The following is a 21,234-nucleotide window of genomic DNA, read 5'->3' as shown; positions in this document are numbered from 1 at the left end:
CAGTCTACTTGCTGAGCGATCCTTTGCGAAGCGGCAAGCCGGCAATCCGTTCGGCCGGAAAATCGCGTGCACGTTCAGGGCGAGCGGTTTTCGCTTTTTCTGCTTTCGCATCGTAAATCTGCGTCGCGAGGGCCTGATAACCCTCGACCATCGCCTCAAGCGACCCCGTCGCGATGACTTGTCGACGTCCACTTTCCCCCATCGTGCGGCGTTTTTGCGGATCCTCGAGCAGTCGACCTATCGCCTGGGCCAGTCCGGTGGCATCCTCGGACGCAACCAAATGACCGCTCACTCCCTCGATCACCGACTCGCAAACCGATCCCACATCCGTCGCAACCACCGGTACGCCACAGGCCATTGCTTCCAGAATCGATACCGGCGAAGCCTCGTTGAGCGACGACAACGCAAAGACGTCAAATCCGGCAACGAGTTTCGGTGTGTCATGCCGCGTCCCAAGCAGGTGGACGTGGTCCGAGATTCCATAGCGATCGCAAAGATCTTCGATCGCCGGTCGTTGCGGACCGTCACCAATGATCACCCAATGGGCATTCGAAAAACGCTCCGAGGCTTTGGCAGCAGCCCGAACAAACATCGCATGGTTCTTCTCGCTGCGCAGGGCGGCAACGATCCCAACGATCGGTGTTTCCTCAGCAAGCCCGAGTTCATCTCGTAGTTCACGGCGGCTTCCCGCAGACGGAGAAAACCGATTGCAGTCGATTCCGTTTCGGATCACACGAACCTTTTCGCCTGGAAACCCTTCAAAGTCTCTCAAAAAGTCACCATGAGAATCCGCAACAGCAATGAAAGCGTCGGTGAGCGGCGTCAGCATCCGATTCAGCCGTCCAACGCCGTCAGGCCAACCGGTGCTGTGTAGTGCCGAAACAATCACGGGAACGCCAGCGACCTTAGCGGCAATCCGCCCCCAAAACATTTTGTCACCCGCGCCCACGGTCACGACGACATCGATTCGCCGCTGCCGCATTAATCTCACCAAGCGGGGTAAAACTCGCAGGTCATACTTCCCCGACAACAAATCGGTATGGACAGCAAACTCCGCTCCGATTGCTTCCCCGAGCGGTCCGGCCTCCTTCAAGCATGCAACCTCAGGGACCATCACATCACGGTCCATCCGCCGCATCAAGTTGACCAGCAACGTCTCCGCACCACCAACGGGCATGCTTGTAATCACGAACAAGCAGCGGAGCGGCGCACCAGGCTGGCGGCGTTGGGGAACCGATCCAAATCTATTTGAAATGTAGGACAACATGCGATGTTTTCTTCTGAACGTAATTTGTGTTGGAAGTGGTTTCTCAAATGGCGATCGCCGGTACACCAGCGAGTTGCCAAGGATAGCTCTGAACAGGGAAGCTCTGGACAGGGACCACAAGGCGGTCAACTCGTACGAATGCGCAGATCTTCGGAACAAATCCTCTTAAACCGGAAGCGCCTCGGAATTGACACGGCCGAACTCCCTCGCAGACGCTCCATGTCCAATGCGATAGTCGATCGCCGGTTCACGCCTTAGTTTTTCGGGATCGAAGCTGAGCCAATTCTGAAGCCGAGCGAAACAGGTGTCGCCATGAAAACGACGAATGTGAAACGAATCCCGGCCGACCGTGTTGTAACCGCCGAACGCACTGCAAAAACCCTCCATCCCAGATTCGTAGACCGCATCGATTGCAACACGCGTCAATTGCGCAGGTAGTCCGTACGGGAAGGCAAAGTACCGAACCCGACTACCGATCATCTGCTCGAGTTCTTGCTTGGCATTCGTGATTTCATGGTGCACCGTCCGTTGATCCGTAACTTTTGAAAAATCGACATGGTTGCGCGTGTGCAAACCAATCTCAATTCCCATGGCCGCGATTTCGCGAAGTTGGGTCAGCGTGTTGACCGCTAACGGGACGCCCGCCTCACAATCATGAGGAAAGGGGATTTGACGTTGAAGATGATCGATTGCCACAAAGTAAATGCATGGGATGCCGCGTTCCGCCAAGAGCGGCAAAGCAAAGTCACAATTCTCTGCATAACCGTCGTCGAATGAAAACGTGACACTCGGACGTGGCGAGTCCTTTTGCTCGACGCGACGTTGGAGTTCATCCAAGCCAATCAAATCGAACCTTGATTCGCAATAGTTCACATGGCGTTCAAACTGATGACACGAGATCGTCCAATCGTTCGGATGGGTATCAGCCACCCGATGATAAAACGGCACGAACATCGGTGAAGCCAATTGCTTTTGCATCCATCGATTCCGGACCTCTCGCACCGGAGCGGTCAACAGAACGCGGGCATTCAGAGCGGCGGATCGGAACAGGTTCATGGCGTCGCGTTCTCGAGAGATGGACTTGACGCTGAACCTTACGACACCCAAAACGGCAAATCCGCAACGAAACCTTCTCCATCGGGGGGGAACCACGAACGCAGCACTCGGAATGACGGTTATAACGGTTAGCCGACTCGGCGAGCGAACACCCACCACTCCGTTGCCAACACCGCCAACATCCCAAGCAATAACCAACGCCAGTATTCTTTTCTCTTTTCGACACCTCCGCTGGCGGCCTCCACCGACTCGTACCCTAGTTCCACGCTCGGAGCGGTTGCGATCGTGCTCTCGCGAGTGTCAAACAGATTGATCGAAAACAGATCGACGACGCGATCCTTGGCGGTGACTTGGTAGTTGCCGGGCTGGTCGGTCATAACGATTTCGGTAAATCCCGAGGGACCAACCGGTACCATGGTTGGCTCGCTGCCGGCATGTTGCACCGTGACTTGTGGCAACGCACTTTCCAGACGCAACCGAACCGTGTCGCCTGGCTTGAACGACGGCGCTCCGCTCGCTTCGGCCGCTCCGGCTAAGTAGCGCAGCACATTCAACACGAACACCGGCCAAGATCGTTCGGCGTACCAATTTGTATTCGTCTGCGTCTCTCCGGAGCCGTCTTCGCTGACCAATTCGAAACCAAGCACCAAGTCTTGATAGCCGTCGCGCGGGGCCAAAACCATCATCGGACCAATATCGGCGCCCAACAGCTCCATGGAACCCGCAGGTCCGTCGATCGATCGCCCTTTAAAGATCAGCAGGGAAAACAGTTCCAAATATCTCATCATCGGGTGCGTCCGATCCAAATCGACCAACACCACACCCGACGGATCGGTGCGCCATTTCCATGTCTCGCCGGGGGGCAAGTCCCCAACGAAAAACGTGTTCGTGATCGGCATCGTCTCGGGCGAACAGCGATCGTAGATAATCAAGTCATCCGCCCCTGCGGCGGATCGTTGCTTGTAAGCATCCGTCGACAAGTACGCCGGAGCGACAAATTCCGAAACGCAGATTTTCGAAGCCTTGGGAGTGTTCAGGGCAAGCCGCAGCGGCGTGTTGCCCGGCGTGACCACCAACACCGAAACCGTGCGGAGTGGCGTCAATCCAGCAAACGCAACATTGTCGAGAGCGAAATCGTCGTCGATGTCGAGTGACAATTTCAACGAAACCGCTTCATCATTCTCGAAGGCAAACGACAAGCCAACTTGTTCGCCAGGCGGCAGATCGACACCCGACGCATCCAACAGTTCCTCCTCAAGCGTCAAGGATGCCGTCGCGGTTGCAGGCTGGGATCCAAGATTGACAACCGTCGCAAATGCTTGTACTTCAGATGGCTTCTCAACATTTCGTTCCGCAGAAAAAGCAGTGATCGCCAAATTCGTGGGGGAGTCAGTTCCCAGAGCAATGTACTCAGGAATCAGGTTCCCCAAGCTGAACTCCGTTACATTTTGAAATCCTCCGTCGCTGTACATCAGCAAATCCGCCGGCTTGGCATCCGCCACTTGAACATCGTTCACGTCACCGATTTCACTCGTACGCCTCGGATTGGCCAAACCATCGGCCGCCTTCAGCGCACCAAGTACGTCGGTGGATCGATTGGTCACTTCAACGCGAGAAAGAGCATCCCGAAGTCGCCGCCGCTCTGACGTAAACGACTGTAGCACTTCAGCCCGATCACTAAACGCCACCAACATTGCAGTTTCCTCGTCGGTCATCGTCTCAATGCGATCGCCAATTAACTGCTTGGCACGCTCAAATCGATTGCGATGCCCTGGCACGTCGGTCGTCTGCATACTGGCGGAGGTATCGAGCAGAAACACCAATCGGCCTTGGCTAGCCATTTCACCGCGAATCCCCGGCCGCAGCATCGCCAGCGCGGCAAGCCCAACGATCAACAATTGCAAGAAAAGCAGCAAACTTCGTCGCAGCCGCTGCAGCAGACTGTTGACATGCAAATCCTCGATCGTCTTCGCCCACAAATAGGTACTGGGAACTTCGACGGGTTCACGCCGCAGTTTCAGAAAATACAACAAGATGATCCCGATCGGGACCAAAATCATCAGCACCCATCCGCCGGCTGTTAGCGTTGATATCCAGCTCATCGCATGACCTTTCTCACCGCACCACCCCTCGTTCACGAAGGTACCGCGTCACAATCGTTTCTACGGGCGTGTCGGTCCGGACGGGGATGTAAACCACCGAACGTTGCGAGCAAAATTGTTTGGCCCCAGCGATGAAGGACTGCACGGTGTCCTTGTACTTTTGAAGCACATAGGCATTGATCGTGATTTCCGATTCGTCGCGATCCTCGGCATCGATCAATTTTCGATCCCCTCGCAGCGGCGGATCCAATTCCTCGGGAGACAAAATGTGCATCACAAACACATCCATTCGGCGGCCAATCAACATGCGAATCGCAGCCTCATAACCCTGCTTGTCCATCAGGTCGGTCATCAAAACGGCAACGCCGGTCCCCGCATTGCGGAGCGAGAAGTCCTTAATGCCGTCGTACAGCGAAACATTGTGCCCGCTTTGAACCGATTCGAGGTAAGCGAGCATTTTCCACAATCCGCTACGACCACGCAGGATGGGTGCTCGGCGTCCTTCGGGGCCAAGCACCGACACGCTGACTCGGTCTGCTCGGCACAAACCGACATACCCCAACGCAGCCGCAAGTTGCTTGGCAACTCGCAATTTGGTTGGATCGCCAAAATTCATCGACTCGCTGGCATCGACCAATGCGAAAAAGTGCAGGTCCTCTTCTTCGAGAAACAGCTTCAGGAATAGCTGATCAAGCCGAGCGTACAAGTTCCAATCGATCAGGCGAAGGTCATCGCCCGCGACATAATGTCGAAAGTCCGCGAATTCGACACTCTGACCTTTCCGACGACTGCGTCGCTCACCCTTCATTCGACCGCGGAATACCTTTCGCGACACGAGTTCGAGTCGCTCGAGGCGACTGAGCAATTCGGGACTGAGCAGGGGTTCCGTTTCAGTTGCAGGCATGGGGTAGTAAAGAAAAGGTTGCCAAAAAAGTCAAAGAACGTCCGTGTCGCAAGTTTCAAAAGCTCTTTATACACGATTGCCGCCCCCGAATGCGGTAGAGGGATTCTTTCCGTCTCATCCGACGGAAGCGCGCGGAACCCAGACTCGAGGTTTTTTGGAGGTATGGCTCCGGTGTGCAATGATCTCTTAGAAAAGAGTCCCCGACGGACGGTCGTCGGCCGGGAACCGGTAGCACCCTTGGCGCACCGTCGACCGGGATACCCCTTGTCAAGTTGCACCTCTGCAGAGCTCGACTCCGTTTCTCCCGGCAACTGCACGATAACCAGTGAAAATAGCTCCTGCCAGCAATGATTGGACACCGGAGAGATGCCTCGAAAAACCTCCTGCGCACGCTTCCGCCGGATGAGCCATTCTTGCCGTCTCCTTCCGTACCACAATCGCGGACATGTCCGAGCGGCCAAACGCTAGTGGTCTGCGGCAACTCAATTTTCGCGTAGTGGATCTTGTTAAAGATCCCTGCGAGTGAGGATCTTTAACAAGATCCACCACCACCTACCCGAAAAACAAGGTTCGACAGAAAACCGGGACCTTCGGTAAATAAGTTTCGGAACTCTGTATACGGCGAAGCGGTTGGACTCCCGAGCTAAGGGTCGACGCGCAGCAGCGCACCCCGGGGGGCCTTCTCCCCACGAGCACGCGGGGCGTGGGGAGCCAGAATCCATCAGCGCGACATGTGTCGATCACTCTAATCTCTGTAGACGGGGGACGCTAAAATGCACAACCTCCAAGCGGGAGAGTGAAATCCGAAATTTGTTTAGAGAACATCCCACGCGTTGGGGTTCCCCTGTGCGTCGCACCGATGCATGGCTAGGATCCAATCGATGTGAATGACACATTGCGGAGCGTTGTCAGGATGACGAATCAAGATTGAATCTTCCGACAGGTTGGATTGCCATGGATATGGAGCAGCTCGCCCACTTTCAGTGTTTGGCGGAATTGAAGAATTTTACACACGCGGCCGAGCGATTAAACCTATCGCAACCGGCACTTAGCCGGTCGATCCAGCGACTCGAAAAAGAACTGGGACAACCGCTGTTTGATCGCAAACCCAGATCCGTTGAACTGACAGACGTCGGGCTATTGTTCCAGAGTCGAGCCGAACAAATTCTGCTGATTATCGAAGACACAAAAGCTGAGATCTGCGACGACGGTCAAAGCGGGCGAATTCGCGTCGGTGCGATCCCTACGATCGCTCCCTTCTTCTTACCCGATCTGTTGCGTCAGTTCTCGGATCTATACCCAAAGGCAAGTCTGATTGTCCAAGAGGATACAACCGATAACTTGATGAAACGATGCAAGCAGGGGGAACTTGACGTTGCCATCTTGGCGTTGCCCGTTCCCACTCGGTATGTCGAAGTCGAAAAGCTATTCGAAGAGGAACTGATCCTCGTCATGCCGCCGAAACATCCACTCGCGAAGAAAGGACAGATCCGAATCGCGGACGTCGAACACTATCCCTTCGTGCTCCTCGATGAGGCCCACTGCCTGTCCGACAACATCACTTCTTTTTGCCGGCAACGCTCCATTCAGCCGGTTGCCGTGGAACGAACCAGTCAGTTGGTGATGGTGCAGGAGCTGGTTTCGCTTGGACACGGAGTATCGATGATCCCCGCAATGGCCAAGCGATTGGATCGGACCAAACGTCGCACGTATCGCTCCCTTCACGGCATGAAACCGAAACGAACCATCGCCGCCGTTTGGAATCCGTACCGCTTTCAAAGTCGTTTACTGCGAGAGTTTCGAGACTATTTGCAGGAGTACTCCAAAGCATTTTCGTGAGCAACCCTCGGGGGGGGGGGGCCGAAGCAAGCAGGACCTCCCTGTGCATCCCATAACCGTGCGCCGCCGGCTCGCCCGATCGCGCTGCGACTCGCCATGCACACCACGCATAGAACCTATGCAAACATTGCATTGGACGAATAGATCGCAATCGTCCAGAATGAGTGGAAGTCGACCTGTCCTTACACATTGGATGCGTTGAATTCCCACCCCCGTTCCGAGGAGAAATCATGATCTCGACAACTCACCTTGCCGGTGTCGTCACCGGCATCGCGCTGCTATGCATCGCCCCCCCTCTGTTCGCTCAAAGTTCGCGGACCGCCACATCGCCTGAACAACGACCGATGGATGCCAGCAAGTGCCCTGTGATCGGAGAAGGGTTAGCCGGCAGACACACGTCGGCCGGAGCCTACTCCAATGGCGACTGGTGGCCCAACCAGTTGAACCTGCAAATCCTTCATCAAAATTCGGCCAAGAGCAATCCCATGTCGGATTCGTTTCGCTACGCCGAAGCGTTCAAGAAACTTGACCTGGCTGCGTTAAAGCAAGACATTGAAGAATTGATGACGACGTCACAGCCGTGGTGGCCAGCCGACTACGGCAACTATGGGCCGCTGTTCATTCGGATGGCGTGGCACAGTGCAGGGACCTATCGAGTCTCCGACGGTCGCGGCGGCGCCTCGTACGGCACGCAGCGTTTCGCGCCTCTGAATAGCTGGCCCGATAACGCCAACCTCGATAAGGCTCGTCGACTGCTTTGGCCCATCAAACAGAAATACGGGAACCAAATCTCCTGGGCTGACCTGATGGTCTTAACCGGCAATGTCGCGTTGGAGTCGATGGGGTTTGAAACGCTCGGTTTCGCGGGGGGCCGCGCCGATGTTTGGGAACCCCAAAACGACGTTGATTGGGGGCCGGAAACCGCCTGGCTCGGTGACATGCGTTATTCGGGGGATCGTGAACTCGCCAATCCGCTGGCCGCGGTTCAAATGGGATTGATCTACGTCAACCCAGAAGGCCCCAACGGCAAACCGAGTGCACTGGCGGCGGCCAAGGACATTCGAGAGACGTTCGCTCGGATGGCGATGAATGACGAAGAAACGGTCGCCCTGATCGCAGGCGGACACACCTTCGGGAAATCTCATGGTGCCGCACCTCCCGAAGGCAACGTCGGCCCTGAACCCGAAGGAGCCAGCATCGAGGAACAAGGCCTCGGTTGGAAGAATACGTTCGGAAAGGGGAATGCGGGCGATACGATCACCAGCGGCTTGGAAGGCGCTTGGACTTCGACACCGACCGAATGGTCCAACGGCTACTTCGACCACCTGCTTGGCTACGACTGGGATCTGGTGAAAAGCCCTGCGGGTGCGTGGCAATGGATTCCAACGGACCCCGCTGCTGCGGACATCGTGCCGGATGCACACGATCCCAACAAAGCCCATCCCCCGATCATGTTCACGACCGACATGGCGCTAAGAATGGACCCCATCTATGGTCCAATTTCAAAACGGTTCTACGAGCACCCCGATCAATTCGAACAAGCGTTCGCCAAGGCATGGTTCAAGCTCACGCATCGCGACATGGGACCAGTATCGCGTTACCTGGGCCCCGAAGTTCCCGCCGAGACTTTCTTGTGGCAAGACCCTGTCCCCGAGGTGGATCATGAGCTGATCGACGATGCAGACATGGTTGTACTGAAACGTAGACTGCTCGATTCGGGGCTTTCCCTGTCACAATTGGTTTCGACGGCGTGGGCATCGGCGTCAACGTTTCGTGGGTCGGACAAGCGTGGTGGAGCCAACGGCGCACGGATTCGGCTCGCGCCACAAAAAGACTGGGCGGTCAACAATCCCAATGAATTGCGGCACGTCTTGCAGACCTTGGAGCAAGTCCAAACGGAATTCAACGGTTCACAATCGGGTGGCAAGAAAGTCTCGCTCGCTGACCTGATCGTGCTGGGCGGGTGTGCCGCCGTCGAGGCCGCCGCCAAGAACGCGGGACACGACGTGCAAGTCCCCTTCGCGCCCGGCCGTACCGACGCATCGCAAGAGCAAACGGACGTCGAGGCCTTCGCCGTACTCGAGCCGACCGCGGACGGGTTCCGCAACTTCGCCAGTCGCGAACTCGATCGACCTGCGGAAGAGTTGCTGATCGATCGAGCCCAACTGCTGACGCTCACGGCCCCCGAGATGACCGTTCTGATCGGCGGCATGCGTGCCCTGAATGCCAACTCGGACAACCAGAAACTTGGTGTTTTCTCGAAGCATTCCGACCAATTGACCAATGACTTCTTCGTCAATCTGCTGGACATGAAGACCCAGTGGCAGAAGTCCCCCGTCTGCGAGCACTTCTTCGAAGGGCGTGACCGCACGACCGGAGAGGTCAAATGGACAGCCAGCTCCGTCGATCTTGTGTTTGGATCCAACTCGCAGCTTCGAGCCATCGCAGAAGTCTACGGCAGTGCCGACGCGAAACAGAAGTTTGTCAATGACTTCGTCGCGGCCTGGAATAAGGTGATGAACCTCGACCGCTTTGACCTCGATCCGGCCCAACGAACCGGATCGTAGCGATAAAGGGATCGAATTGAAGGATTGAGCGGAGTGAATTCGCAGTGGGGAATGGAACAAGGTGTTGAACGCAAATCAACTCAAACGTGTTCCATTTCCGCCTGCGATGATCCTCCGCTGCTTTGATTTCGGTCAGGGCGAGGTTTTCCTGGGGGGATGCCGACGACCTTGCCGGATGGTTCTCAGGCAAAATCCAGATTGATCGACTCGCATTTTGCCGATGGTATGGAGAACTCGGACAGAAAACTCTAAAATGTTGTGGCCAACAGCCTGACGAATGGCATTCGGGTATGATTGGACGCAAACCCATGGCCCTTTGAGAGACAGCCGGCGTTTTTTCTCCCCCGCGGTAATTCGTTATTTGATCTTGGGCTGTGAGCGACACGACGCGTTCGACCCAGCATCGAAAACTGCCTTGCCCTGATTTATCCCTCCACACGATGAGCCCCTTCCATGTCTTCTTCAAACCACTCACGACGAAGTTTCCTCAACACCACAGCAGCGATCGCTGGTGGCTATTGGCTCGGCAGCACCCCGACGGTGCGAGCAGCATCGCCAAATGAAAAACTCAATGTCGCCTGCATTGGTGTCGGGGGTCGGGGAGCTGCAAACGTAAAAGGTGTCTCGGGCGAAAACATTGTTGCGATGTGCGATGTCGATGAGAAGAAGGCCGGAGAGGGTTTTCAGCAGTTCAACGCGGCGAGAAAGTTCCAAGATTTCCGCATCATGCTGGACAAGCTCGACAAGCAAATCGATGCCGTCGTCATCAGCACTCCCGATCACGCCCATTTTCATCCAGCCCGCCAGGCGATGCTGATGGGCAAGCATGTCTATTGCGAGAAGCCGCTCGCCCATTCCGCCTGGGAAATTCGCGAGCTGACCAAATTGGCCAAGAAAATGGATATCGCCACGCAGCTTGGAAACCAACGGCACGCCAATGCGGGGATGGCCCGAACCGTCGAAGCGGTACGTTCGGGGATGATTGGTGAGATCAAGGAAGTCTATTGTGCAATTGGCGGGTCGCGTGGCATGCCGGATATGCCGACGGAGTTTCCCCCGGTCCCCAGCCATCTCAATTGGGACCTCTGGCAGGGCCCCGTCAAAGAGCGTCCCTACTCGCCAGATTACTGTCCTTACAACTGGCGTTTTTGGTGGGATTACGGGACTGGCGAAACAGGCAACTGGGGCTGCCACATTCTCGACATCCCGTTTTGGGCACTGCAATTGAAGTATCCAAACCGTGTTGATTTGGACGTCATTCCCAGCGCGAAAGAAATTGATCCGCAACGAACTCCCAAGTCGATGAAAACTCGCCTAGACTTTCCCGCCGAAAAAGGTCATCGTGCACTTTCGCTTCACTGGTGGCATGGGTCGATGGCGGACGTGTTCAAGAAACACAACACAACGTCCTTTGGAAACACACTTTTCATCGGAGAGAAGGGAACGATTGCGGCTGGGTTCGATGGCTACAAAGCGAAACTTGATGACGGCAGCAAACCGGAAGCACCCGCACAGACCATCGCCAAGTCACCAGGCTTCTATAAAGAGTGGATCGACGCGTGTAAGGGCGGACCGCGTTCGACCTGCGACTTTGTCGACTATTCAGGACCATTAGCTGAATCGGTGATCCTGGCCAATGCAGCGTATCGTTCCGGTGGTGGATTTGACTGGAATGCGAACGCGTTCGAGGCGAGCGGCAACGACCGAGTCGAGCAGTATTTGGTTCCCCAATTTCGCCAAGGTTGGAAGGTCGATCCAGTCTAGTTTTGGCCCCTTCTGGGCATCATCGGGGCTTCCCATCGCGAAGCCCCGACGTTGTGATTGTTTCCAAGGTTTTATTCATCCGTCCAAACCTATTCCCCATAACCCTCTGTATGCAATCAGCCTACCACTCCAACGAATCATCCGGGCCAGAGCCGCCACGAAATAAAATTCACAATCCGCTAGCGCCATTCCGCTCACCTATTTCCCGCACGTTGCTCAGCGATAAAGATTGAACAACACAAGAGCTTCGAAGCAATGACAAAATTGAGAGCAATCTGTATTGGCACCGGGTACTTCAGTCGCTTCCACTATGAGGCTTGGAACCGGATCGAGGATGTCGAGATCGTTGGGATCTGCAACCGAACCGTCTCGAAAGCCGAGGCGTTTGCCAAAGAGTTCGGAATCCAGGAATGCGGCGACAATCTCGAACAGATGATTGATCGTTTGAAACCCGATTTCGTCGACATCATCACACCTCCCGAAACGCATCTGCCCTACGTCAAGGTCGCCGCCGAGCGAGGCATCCCAATCCTCTGCCAGAAAGCGCTCGCGCCGACCTTCGACGAGGCGAAAGAGATCGTGGAAACGGCACAGAAACATCAGGTACCGTTCATGGTTCACGAGAACTTTCGCTTCCAGCCGTGGCATCGTGAGATCAAGAAACTGTTGCAGCAAGGCGCAATCGGTAAGCTGCATTCCTTGACGTTCCGGTCACGCATGGGTGACGGATGGGGAGAAGACGCGTACATTCCACGACAACCGTTTTTCCGCACGATGCCCCGTTTGTTGGTGTTCGAAAACGGCGTGCACTTCATCGACACCTACCGCTATCTGGCGGGCGAAATCTCGGGCGTCTATTCGGTCCTACGTCAACTGAACCCAGTCATTCAGGGCGAAGACGCGGGTCTCTTGCTTTTTGAATTCGAGTCGGGAGCGGTCGGCCTTTGGGATGCGAACCGATACAACGAGTGCAACGACCCGGACCCCAGGTACACGTTCGGCGAGTTCCTGGTCGAAGGCGACGAAGGCTCGATCCGTCTGTATCTCGACGGTCGGATCACGGTTCAACGACTCGGTCAGGGTGAGCAAGACCACGAGTATCATCACCAGCACATCAACTTTGCCGGCGATTGCGTCTACAACACCTTTGTGCACTTTATCGATGCTTTGAAAAACAAGACGCCGTTCGAGACGGACGGGCCGGAATACTTGAAGACGCTAGCAGTGCAAGAGGCGGCCTACCGTTCCGCCGATCTGGGGATGCCCGTTCGAGGACTTTGATCTCCGCTACGAAGCATTGTTTTTGCTGAATGGCCCCACCCGAGACGACTGGTGACGATCTCGTTTTCTTCCATCCTAAGGACAAACTGTCGATGCAACGATTCCTCATCAGCACTCTTCCCCTGCTTTGCTTTTTCGTCGTCGTGAACTCAAGCCAGGCCGACAATTGGCCTCAATGGCGGGGGCCAACGGGTGACGGTGTGATCGAAGAAACGGAAGTGCCGACCGAATGGGATGAAGAAAGTGGCGTCCAGTGGAAGTGCCCCCTGCCGGGTTGGGGAGACAGCACACCAGCGATCTGGGGAGATGCCGTTTTCGTGACCAGTTGCGTCGACGAAGAGTCGCTGGTTCTCTTGAAGATCAACAAGAAGACGGGGGAAGTTGAATGGACGCGCCAAGTCGGCACCGCGACAGCGCTTCGTGTGAAGGTCCTCAAGAAAGTGCCTGAGATGCGCAGACATCAACAATTCCATGACTCTCACAATATGGCCAGCCCTTCACCGACGACCGACGGTGAACTCGTGATCGCCCATTTTGGCAACGGTGATTTGGCCGCCTACGACTTCCAAGGGAATCTGCTTTGGAAACGAAACCTGCAACAGGACCACGGGGACTACACGATTTGGTGGGGACACGCAAATAGTCCCGTTCTACATGGTGACCTGGTGATTTCGGTCTGCATGCAAGACTCTTGTTCCGATCTGCCAGGCGACGTTTCCCCCAGCTACGTTGTCGCTCACGACAAACGCACGGGCAAACAAAAATGGAAGACGATGCGGATGACCTCTGCCAGAGGCGAACACGGTGATGGATACACAACGCCTCTACTGCGCCACGCCGGCGAACGAACGGAGTTGATTGTGATGGGCGGTCAGATGCTCGATGCCTACGACCCGGCAACCGGCAAGCAGCTTTGGCGTTTGTCCGACCTAGATGGGAACCGCGTGATTCCCAACCCGATCGTAGCCGACCAATTGATCATCGCCACCCAGGGCATGCGGCAAGCGATGTTGGCCATCCGGCCAAGCGGCGACGGTGACTTGAGCCGAAAGGACATCGTCTGGTCGTTTGACCAAGGCACATCCGACAGTCCGTCGCCAGTGGTTTGGGAGGATTTCGTCTTCTTCATTTCAAACAATGGGATCGCTCGCTGCCTCGACCTCCACACCGGTCAAGAACATTGGAAAGAACGACTTGCAGGCGAGTACCGAGCTTCGCTACTCGCCGCCGACGGAAAGGTTTACTTTTTCAACATGGATGGATTGGCGACCGTCGTGTCTGCGTCAAAGGATTTTCGTCGGTTGTCGGAAAACCAATTGCAGGACCGAACCCTTGCTTCGCCAGCGGTTTCCGACGGAACCATTTTTGTACGAGGGCGGACATCGTTGTATTGTTTGAGCCAATAGTCCTTCTCGCCGGTTGCGTTAAGGTTTTGCGTGATTTGACATCCACCCGCTTGTTGCACCTCCTTTACCCCCGAGTTCTCGAATGACGACGAATGTTACCCGACGCCACATTCTGCAAGCTGGTACACAAACAGCAGCCGTTCTTGCTGCGGCTCAGGCAATGCCAGGAGTGTTTGCCGCAGAAACGTCAAAGCCAGAAACCGTCAACCTTGGCTTGATTGGCTGCGGCAGCATCATGAATCACCACCTGAAAGGATTGGTCAGCCGCAAAGAAGCCGTATCCATTTCGTGGCTGTGTGATGTCGACTCAGCTCAGGTTGATCGTACCGCGAAAAACATGGCTGGGTTTCAGCCCAAGGAAGCAAAGCGGACTGCTGAATTCGAAGACGTTTTGACCGATCCCGACGTCGACGCGGTTGTGGTCGCAACACCCCATCATTGGCATGCGCCGATCGCGATTGCAGCCATGGCCGCTGGCAAAGATGTTTATCTGGAAAAGCCAATCTCGCACGTTTACGACGAAGGACATGCGATCATTCGTGCTGCAAAGAAGTATCAGCGTGTGGTGCAACAGGGCAGCCAAATGCGAAATAGCCCTGTCACGGATCGCGCTGGCAAGCTGCTCGCCGACGGCGTGATCGGTGAGATCAAGATTGCCAAAGCTTGGACCGCAGAGATGCGAAACACGGTCAAGCCAGTCGCCGACTCCGCAGCACCCGAGCAAGTCAACTATGACCGTTGGCTTGGGCCAGCGCCCAAACGCCCGTTTAACCAACACCGTTTCCATGGAACCTGGCGGATGTTTCGCGACTATGCCAATGGAGAAATTGGCGACGATGGCATTCACGACATTGACATGGCATGCTGGGGTCTTGGCGTTGATTCCGCACCGACCCAAATCACGGCTCGTGGTAGCCGGATGATGCTGCATGGTCACGCCAGCGAATACCCGGACAACATGAATGTCAGTTGGCAGTTCGCAGATGGGCGGTTGCTCATCTACGAAAACTACCCGTTTACGTCCTATGGCATTCACGGATTCGACAACGGCAACATTTTCTACGGCACCGAAGGCTACATGATCTTTTCGCGGCGAGGTGCGTTCCGAGTTTTCCTCGGTCCCAAATCAGAACCAGGGCCAACGGAGGGCGATGTCCGCTCGGAACGAGGGTACGCGGAACATATGGCCGAATTCTTGAATGCGGTTCGCACCCGTGACCTCCATACCAAGGCACGTCCCGAAGTGGCCCATCGATCCTGTGCTCTCGTGCATCTTGCCGAAATCGCCTTTCGCACCGAAGGTCGTCTTGATCTCGATCCAGCCACCGAACGCTTCAAGGACTGCGACGAAGCCAACGCGCTGCTGAGCAAGGCTTATCGCGATCCTTACCGATTGCCCTCGGTCTAGCCGATGCTTTTCGTCCCGAGTGACAAGAAGGTTCGCAAAGCGGAAAAGAAACGTGAGCGGGCCAAACGCGATGCGGAAAGGCAGAAACGCCGACAACTTCGCGGCGCGGGTGAACAACAAAATGAGCTTGCTTAGAAGAATCTGTGGGTGAATTTTGGCTCGGGCAGCGCGCCAAGGTTGTGATAGAGCGATGTTTCGTAAGCTTCTGGGGTGCGAAAACCGTTGGATTTTCTGGTAATCCGTTTTAGCTTGTTGTTAAAACCTTCTACAACGGCGGATAACAACGTCCCTCCGGCTCGAGACCAGTTCAGCAGCAATTCGCGTTTCTTGCGGAGCGTCTTAGCAAATTCCTTCATCGGATCGATTTTGCTTCTCATCGCGCGAGTACACCAAGCAACAAGAAACTTACCTGCCGATGCATGATGTGAAAACGGTCCAGGATATGAATCGCGTGAGGCACCTTCTTGGCAATCACCTTCGCATTACAGGTTGCACAGTTCACTCGACGCATCGTCAATTCAATGCTCAGAGTCGAATCATTTTCAGCGAATTGAACATGATCGACGACAAAAGGCTTGTCGTTCGTTACGCGATTGAAGATAGTCTTTAGTTGCATCGAGTTGGCACTTGGTTACTGGAAGGTTTAGTCACCCATACCAATAATCACTTTGCCAGCCTGATGCATTTCCTTTCTTGAAAAATGGTTCGATTGAGCCCCTTCCGCCTCGCCGTCGCTTCGGCCCGCACCCTGCAATGGGTCGAAGCAATGGGTCGAAGCGACGGCGAGACGGTAGGGGCGGCCCCATTCTGCGGAGCCCCGAGCGAGTGTTTGAGCATCTGCAAAGGCACTCCAAATCACCGATCCCGAGTGCCAAATTCTCGGTGGTTTTCACCCACTAATTCGTCCGAGGAACATGTTTTTCCGGGGTTTCTGTTTGGACCTCCGGATCGAATAGCGTTCCTCATGCTCTTTCTGCCCTGAAATGCCTTGATAAAACCGGGAATCAGCATGAAGATGGCAAACCGCTACCCACCAATTCCGTGGGAGAGGCAAAGAATTATGTTCTACCGGAACCCCCTGATGTCGATCCTAGAACTCTCAGAAGTTAGCTACCGTGTTGGAGAGCGGTTCATTTTGGACCGGGTGAGTTGGCAGGTGCGTGCGGGACAGCACTGGGCGATCCTTGGAGCGAACGGTGCGGGCAAGACCACGCTGCTGCGAATCGCGTGTGGGTACCTCTGGTCCAATGCTGGCGGTGAGGTCACACGCTTGGGATGCCCGTTCGTCGATTTGAGTGAGTTGCGGAAGAGCATCGGTTGGGTCACGCTCGATATGCAGGCTAGAATACCTCGTGATGAGCCTGCGCTCGACACGGTCTTGAGCGGTCGTTTCGCGCAGATCGGGCTGCGGCGGAGATTGCTGCGTGACGAACTGCAGCCCCACCTGATCGATGAAGCCCACGGCCAGCTCGCCGCCTTGGATGCCGATGGCCTGGCAACGCAGGCCTTCGCTACGCTCTCACAGGGCGAAAAGCAAAAGGTGCTCATTGCTCGGGCTCGGATGGCCAAACCCTTGGTAATCTTTCTCGACGAACCGTGTAGCGGACTCGACCCCGGCGCTCGGGAAAAGCTGCTTGCCACCCTTGAACAGCTTGCTCAGCAATCGGACGACATTAGTTTGGTGCTCGTCACGCACCACGTCGAGGAAATCATGCCGTCGTTCGCCAACACTTTGGCAATGGCCGATGGTCGCGTTGTTGCCGCAGGCAAGACGTCTGACTTACTGACTGCCGATCTCTTAACCGATCTGTACCAAGTCGCGGCCCCACGGCTGGTTCACAGCGATCGGCGCGTTTGGCCAATCTGGTAGTCGCGGCCACGGTCCTTTTCCGATTTGGAGCTACCCGATTTTCGTCATTTCATTGACCGTGAATTCCTCGACCGCGCCATCGGTTGCAGCCAAGTAGTCCTTCAAAGGCTGCCCACCCATGTGTGCTTGCCACAGATCACGAGTTTCCCAGTTCTCGAAAAACATAAAGTGAGCTGGGTTTTCATGGTCCTGATGCAAGTCATATTGCACGCATCCCTCTTCCGCACGCGTCACGTCGATCAGCTTGAGAAGCTCTGCCTTGACGAGTTCCATTTTGTCGGCTTTGGCCTTGATGTTAGCGACGATTGTTAAGTTTGCCACGTTCTCATTCTCACTTGGGTTGTAAAGGGTAAAAAATACGTTTGTTTGCCGAAGCGGAGCGGGTCAAGGCTCTGCCACAGGCTTATTGCTCCACCACGCCACCACGTCCAGTGCGAGGCTAAACAGCAGCGGAATCACGAGCAGCGTGAAGACGGTTGCAAACGCCAACCCGCCAACAACGACCGATCCGAGGCCGCGATAGAGCTCGCTTCCCGAACCTGGGGCGATCACAAGCGGAAGCATCCCAAACACACTCGTGCAGGTCGTCATGAAGATCGGTCGGATCCGGGTGCGTACGGATTCGCAGATTGCCTGGCGCGGATTCATCGGCGCGACGTCACCTTCCGCTTCGCTGTGGTGGCCTCTCATGAAGTTAAGAGCTTGATGCACAATCAGGATAGCGTTGTTGACAACCACGCCGACCAAAATCACGAAGCCAAGCATGGTCAACACATCGAGCTGCTGAGTGGGATCTTCCCGATGCACGAGCCACAAACCGATAAATCCGCCAACCGTGGCAAGCGGAACCGTGAACATAATCACCAGCGGGTACAGGAAGTTCTCGAACAGCGCGGCCATTAGGAGGTAGGTAATGACCAGGGCTAGGAAAAAACGACTGAGCGCAACGCTGCCCAACGAGTCACGGTTCCAACCGCTCCAATGACCCATCAACGAAGTGCGCACTTCCGATAACCGGTCCGCGTTACCGGACAGAGAGACAAAGATGTCGTTGCCCATTTTTCCCTCGGCGCGAGCCTGTGCAACCACATCGAGGATCGTCGCCTGGGCTTGCTCCAACGCAACATGTTTGGGCGGCGTCACCGTCAACGCGATGGCTCGCTGCTGTTCAACACGACGAATCTCTTGCGAAGCTTCGGCGGGTACAAAATTCGCGATCTGGCCAAGCGGCACCATCACAACCGATCCGTTCGATTCGCGAACCGCGATCGGAAGTTCCGCAATCTCCTCGGGCGAAATTTCAGACGCGGGATCACGGATCAACAGCAAATCGATATTGTCGCCTTCAAAGTCAAAGTCACCGACAAACGAACCGTCAATCATCGATCGTGCTGAAATGGCCAGATCATTCACATTGATCTTCAGCCGCTTGGCGACCTCCTGTTTGATCTGCAGTTGTCGTTCCGGACCTGCTTCGTTGAAGTTGTCGGGTGATGTCCGCACCGAGAATTTGGAAAACTCTTCTTGCAAGCGTTCTTCAAGGAAGGAGCAAGCCGATTTGAGTCGGACCAGATCATTGCTGCTGACTTCAATATCGACCGCATTCGAACTGCCGGCGCCACGTCCAAAAATGGAAGCCTGCGACGTCACTCCCTTGCTCGCCGGAATCACGCTGAACGCCTTGTTGAAAATCGCAGCAACGGGCTCGACATTCGCCGGATCGTCACTGATGCCGATCATGAACACACTGCCGCGAGCGACCACGAAGAAGAATTCCTTCAGCGCCGGAATGTTATGAAACGCTTCGCCGGTACGAACATCGATCACGGGCCCATGTTGCGATGCCTCTGCGGCATTCTTAGCATTCCAAAACGGTTTGAGTTCCTTTTCGATCCGTTGGCCAACGAAAAAGTTTTCCATCACCGAATAACCGGCCGGCGTCGACATGCGACAAAACGTGAAGTTCTTGTTGCCGTTGGGAAGGTAACTGGCCGGGGGCATCAGCATGGCGCTCAGCCCGACCGATGCAGCCATCGTGATGCCAATGATCATAATCCGCAGCCAAGCACTGGAGAAACTACGAAACGTCAGCAGGTGAATCACTGCGGTCCAGCGGTCGCTGAGCCACGCGAACAGACGGGTTAGCCCAAACAGCCCGGCGACCATCCCATCGTCGCGACCCACGTCCACCGTGAGTTCGGAAACGTTGTCCGCGCGTTGCGAAGCCAAGCGACGCGACGCCTTGGCCGAGCCGCGAAGAAACAGAGAGGCAGCGGTTGGAATCACCGTAATCGAAACAACGAAGGATAAGGCGACGGCGGCACAGATGGCCAGAACAAGATCATAGAACAATTGGCCTGCTTCATCTTGAACGGTCAGCACCGGTGCGAAAACGGCGAGTGTCGTCAACGTTGACGCAAGAATGGCACCCCATACTTCGCGAGTTCCATCGTAGGCGGCTGCGCGGGGTCCCGCACCGAGTTTCAAATGACGATCGATGTTCTCTAGCACTACAATGGCGTTGTCGACCACCATGCCTACTGCGAAACTCAGCCCCGCAAGCGAGATCACGTTCAAGTTTCGATCGGCAAACCACATCACCACAAACGTACCAATCACCGAAATCGGAATCGAAACGGCGATGATGAGCGTTGAGCGTACACTGCGCAAAAACAACAAGAGCACCAAAACGGCCAAGCCGCCGCCGATCCACAAGTTTTTTCGAACCAGGCCAATCGCACTGTAGATGTAATGGGAGTCGTCGAACGCCATCCGCAAACGAAGGCCAAAACGATCATTCTTGAAGGATCGCAGCACACCTCCTTTGCCGTTCATTTCGTCCACCACTCGATGAACCTGCTCGATGATGTCAAGCACGTTACTTCCCGTTTTGCGTTTGACAAAGATCGTCATTGAGGTGCGACCTTTACACTGGTCAAAGTGGACCGTTTTCTCGAGCGCAAGCTCCACATGCGCGACGTCGGAAACGCGAACAGGGCTACCCAACTCGTCGTACTTGATGATCGTGTCACGGAGTGGGTCGAGTGAATCATACTGACCGAGTACGCGAAAGCGAACGTCTTGCCGATCGTTTGCCAAATCGCCAGCCGAAGCGTTGACATTGTCAAGCCGAAGAGCCGAATTCAGTTCGGAGATCGTGATGCTTCGCCGGGCCAATGCCTTGGGATCGAAACGCACTTGGACTTGGTGTTGGCGACCGCCTTTGATGTCGATCTCCGCGACGCCTTCGATGCGTTCCAAGCTTGGCTTTAAAAACCGGTCGGCATAGTCGAAGAAGGTCGCCACTTCAAAATCCGGGTCCTCCGCTTGCAATAAAAGATAGGCGATCGCATTGTCACCGGCGGTGTCGGCCAAGTCGATGATGGGGCGATCCACATCCTCAGGATATTCGGGCACTTCGTCGATCTTATTGGATACTTCCTGCAAAATTCGATCGGGTGATGCGCCGACGTTGAATTCCAGCGTGATACTGGCACTGCCTAGACGAGCCAGTGAGGTCATTTTCCACAATCCTTGAACCGATTTGAGCTTTTCCTCCTGTTCGAGAATGATCGACTTTTCAATCTCTTCGGGACTTCGACCGTCCCAATTCGTACGAATGGTGATGACCGGACGATCCACATCGGGTGTGAGTTGTACGGGAATGCGCGCCAGTGCAATCACGCCAAACAACAGCACGAGGATCACCCCGACGGAGGTTTTGACCGGATTCTCGATAGCGAATTTGATGGGGTCCATGGTGGTTGGGT

The 21,234-nt window shown here is 55.3% G+C and carries 16 protein-coding genes; 8 read left to right on the top strand and 8 right to left on the bottom strand.

Annotated features, from left to right (window positions below; genetic code table 11):
* Nucleotides 1-4: 4 nt before the first annotated feature.
* From Poly41_RS15445 to Poly41_RS15430, 4 genes are all read right to left on the bottom strand, one after another.
* Entirely contained in the window at nucleotides 5-1,195 is a 1,191-nt protein-coding gene (locus Poly41_RS15445) for a glycosyltransferase family 4 protein (RefSeq protein WP_146527907.1), read from the bottom strand.
* 237 nt (nucleotides 1,196-1,432) lie between these two features.
* Complete coding sequence (locus tag Poly41_RS15440) at nucleotides 1,433-2,323, bottom strand: polysaccharide deacetylase family protein (RefSeq protein WP_231615683.1); 891 nt, start codon at nucleotides 2,321-2,323, stop codon at nucleotides 1,433-1,435.
* 128 nt (nucleotides 2,324-2,451) lie between these two features.
* Nucleotides 2,452-4,425 (bottom strand): vWA domain-containing protein, encoded by a 1,974-nt coding sequence (locus Poly41_RS15435; protein WP_146527394.1) that lies wholly within the window; start codon nucleotides 4,423-4,425, stop codon nucleotides 2,452-2,454.
* A 13-nt stretch (nucleotides 4,426-4,438) separates the two neighbouring features.
* Nucleotides 4,439-5,329 carry a DUF58 domain-containing protein gene (locus Poly41_RS15430; RefSeq protein ID WP_146527392.1) on the bottom strand — a complete coding sequence of 297 codons (891 nt, stop codon included), beginning with the start codon at nucleotides 5,327-5,329 and terminating at the stop codon, nucleotides 4,439-4,441.
* Nucleotides 5,330-6,283: 954 nt separating this feature from the next.
* Here Poly41_RS15430 and Poly41_RS15425 point away from each other — a divergent pair.
* From Poly41_RS15425 to Poly41_RS35425, 7 genes are all read left to right on the top strand, one after another.
* The gene (locus Poly41_RS15425; protein ID WP_146527905.1) at nucleotides 6,284-7,168 is read left to right on the top strand and encodes a LysR family transcriptional regulator; all 885 of its coding nucleotides are present in this window, start codon (nucleotides 6,284-6,286) and stop codon (nucleotides 7,166-7,168) included.
* 344 nt (nucleotides 7,169-7,512) lie between these two features.
* Complete coding sequence (gene katG, locus Poly41_RS15420) at nucleotides 7,513-9,735, top strand: catalase/peroxidase HPI (protein ID WP_197231400.1); 2,223 nt, start codon at nucleotides 7,513-7,515, stop codon at nucleotides 9,733-9,735.
* Between the two features lie 453 nt (nucleotides 9,736-10,188).
* Nucleotides 10,189-11,499, top strand: coding sequence for a Gfo/Idh/MocA family protein (locus Poly41_RS15415; RefSeq protein ID WP_146527388.1), 1,311 nt, complete (start codon nucleotides 10,189-10,191; stop codon nucleotides 11,497-11,499).
* A 255-nt stretch (nucleotides 11,500-11,754) separates the two neighbouring features.
* Nucleotides 11,755-12,780, top strand: a complete 1,026-nt coding sequence (locus Poly41_RS15410) for a Gfo/Idh/MocA family protein (RefSeq protein WP_146527386.1) — start codon at nucleotides 11,755-11,757, stop codon at nucleotides 12,778-12,780.
* Nucleotides 12,781-12,872: 92 nt separating this feature from the next.
* Nucleotides 12,873-14,186 (top strand): outer membrane protein assembly factor BamB family protein, encoded by a 1,314-nt coding sequence (locus tag Poly41_RS15405; protein WP_146527384.1) that lies wholly within the window; start codon nucleotides 12,873-12,875, stop codon nucleotides 14,184-14,186.
* Nucleotides 14,187-14,268: 82 nt separating this feature from the next.
* Nucleotides 14,269-15,594 carry a Gfo/Idh/MocA family protein gene (locus Poly41_RS15400; RefSeq protein ID WP_146527382.1) on the top strand — a complete coding sequence of 442 codons (1,326 nt, stop codon included), beginning with the start codon at nucleotides 14,269-14,271 and terminating at the stop codon, nucleotides 15,592-15,594.
* Nucleotides 15,595-15,597: 3 nt separating this feature from the next.
* Nucleotides 15,598-15,729 (top strand): hypothetical protein, encoded by a 132-nt coding sequence (locus Poly41_RS35425; protein WP_261344901.1) that lies wholly within the window; start codon nucleotides 15,598-15,600, stop codon nucleotides 15,727-15,729.
* On the opposite strand, the gene Poly41_RS15395 is transcribed toward Poly41_RS35425, so the two are convergent.
* Together Poly41_RS15395 and Poly41_RS15390 are read right to left on the bottom strand one after the other, a co-directional pair.
* Nucleotides 15,726-15,971, bottom strand: a complete 246-nt coding sequence (locus Poly41_RS15395) for a transposase (protein WP_146527380.1) — start codon at nucleotides 15,969-15,971, stop codon at nucleotides 15,726-15,728. The two genes, Poly41_RS35425 and Poly41_RS15395, sit on opposite strands and share 4 nt — an antisense overlap.
* Complete coding sequence (locus tag Poly41_RS15390) at nucleotides 15,968-16,210, bottom strand: transposase (protein WP_146527378.1); 243 nt, start codon at nucleotides 16,208-16,210, stop codon at nucleotides 15,968-15,970. The genes Poly41_RS15395 and Poly41_RS15390 overlap by 4 nt, the downstream gene beginning before the upstream one ends.
* A 465-nt stretch (nucleotides 16,211-16,675) precedes the next feature.
* Here Poly41_RS15390 and Poly41_RS15385 point away from each other — a divergent pair, with 465 nt between their 5' ends.
* Nucleotides 16,676-17,464 (top strand): ABC transporter ATP-binding protein, encoded by a 789-nt coding sequence (locus tag Poly41_RS15385; protein WP_197231368.1) that lies wholly within the window; start codon nucleotides 16,676-16,678, stop codon nucleotides 17,462-17,464.
* Nucleotides 17,465-17,494: 30 nt separating this feature from the next.
* On the opposite strand, the gene Poly41_RS15380 is transcribed toward Poly41_RS15385, so the two are convergent.
* Together Poly41_RS15380 and Poly41_RS15375 are read right to left on the bottom strand one after the other, a co-directional pair.
* Nucleotides 17,495-17,785: a putative quinol monooxygenase gene (locus Poly41_RS15380; RefSeq protein ID WP_146527375.1), complete on the bottom strand. Its 291-nt coding sequence runs from the start codon at nucleotides 17,783-17,785 to the stop codon at nucleotides 17,495-17,497.
* 63 nt (nucleotides 17,786-17,848) lie between these two features.
* Nucleotides 17,849-21,223 carry an efflux RND transporter permease subunit gene (locus tag Poly41_RS15375; RefSeq protein ID WP_146527373.1) on the bottom strand — a complete coding sequence of 1,125 codons (3,375 nt, stop codon included), beginning with the start codon at nucleotides 21,221-21,223 and terminating at the stop codon, nucleotides 17,849-17,851.
* Nucleotides 21,224-21,234: the final 11 nt, after the last annotated feature.

The sequence above is a fragment of the Novipirellula artificiosorum genome, from assembly GCF_007860135.1.
Classification (GTDB): domain Bacteria; phylum Planctomycetota; class Planctomycetia; order Pirellulales; family Pirellulaceae; genus Novipirellula_A; species Novipirellula_A artificiosorum.
The sequence above is the reverse complement of the archived record's forward strand: the minus strand, read 5'-3'. Positions and strand labels throughout refer to the sequence as shown.

What these genes read in the sequence shown, in the direction of transcription:
- Poly41_RS15425 (WP_146527905.1), top strand. Translation starts at nt 6,284, where the DNA reads ATGGATATGGAGCAGCTCGCCCACTTTCAGTGTTTGGCGGAATTGAAG.
- Poly41_RS15435 (WP_146527394.1), bottom strand. Translation starts at nt 4,425, where the DNA reads ATGAGCTGGATATCAACGCTAACAGCCGGCGGATGGGTGCTGATGATT.
- Poly41_RS15395 (WP_146527380.1), bottom strand. Translation starts at nt 15,971, where the DNA reads ATGAGAAGCAAAATCGATCCGATGAAGGAATTTGCTAAGACGCTCCGC.
- katG (WP_197231400.1), top strand. Translation starts at nt 7,513, where the DNA reads ATGGATGCCAGCAAGTGCCCTGTGATCGGAGAAGGGTTAGCCGGCAGA.
- Poly41_RS15410 (WP_146527386.1), top strand. Translation starts at nt 11,755, where the DNA reads ATGACAAAATTGAGAGCAATCTGTATTGGCACCGGGTACTTCAGTCGC.
- Poly41_RS15400 (WP_146527382.1), top strand. Translation starts at nt 14,269, where the DNA reads ATGACGACGAATGTTACCCGACGCCACATTCTGCAAGCTGGTACACAA.
- Poly41_RS35425 (WP_261344901.1), top strand. Translation starts at nt 15,598, where the DNA reads ATGCTTTTCGTCCCGAGTGACAAGAAGGTTCGCAAAGCGGAAAAGAAA.
- Poly41_RS15430 (WP_146527392.1), bottom strand. Translation starts at nt 5,329, where the DNA reads ATGCCTGCAACTGAAACGGAACCCCTGCTCAGTCCCGAATTGCTCAGT.
- Poly41_RS15390 (WP_146527378.1), bottom strand. Translation starts at nt 16,210, where the DNA reads ATGCAACTAAAGACTATCTTCAATCGCGTAACGAACGACAAGCCTTTT.
- Poly41_RS15440 (WP_231615683.1), bottom strand. Translation starts at nt 2,323, where the DNA reads ATGAACCTGTTCCGATCCGCCGCTCTGAATGCCCGCGTTCTGTTGACC.
- Poly41_RS15405 (WP_146527384.1), top strand. Translation starts at nt 12,873, where the DNA reads ATGCAACGATTCCTCATCAGCACTCTTCCCCTGCTTTGCTTTTTCGTC.
- Poly41_RS15385 (WP_197231368.1), top strand. Translation starts at nt 16,676, where the DNA reads ATGTCGATCCTAGAACTCTCAGAAGTTAGCTACCGTGTTGGAGAGCGG.
- Poly41_RS15375 (WP_146527373.1), bottom strand. Translation starts at nt 21,223, where the DNA reads ATGGACCCCATCAAATTCGCTATCGAGAATCCGGTCAAAACCTCCGTC.
- Poly41_RS15415 (WP_146527388.1), top strand. Translation starts at nt 10,189, where the DNA reads ATGTCTTCTTCAAACCACTCACGACGAAGTTTCCTCAACACCACAGCA.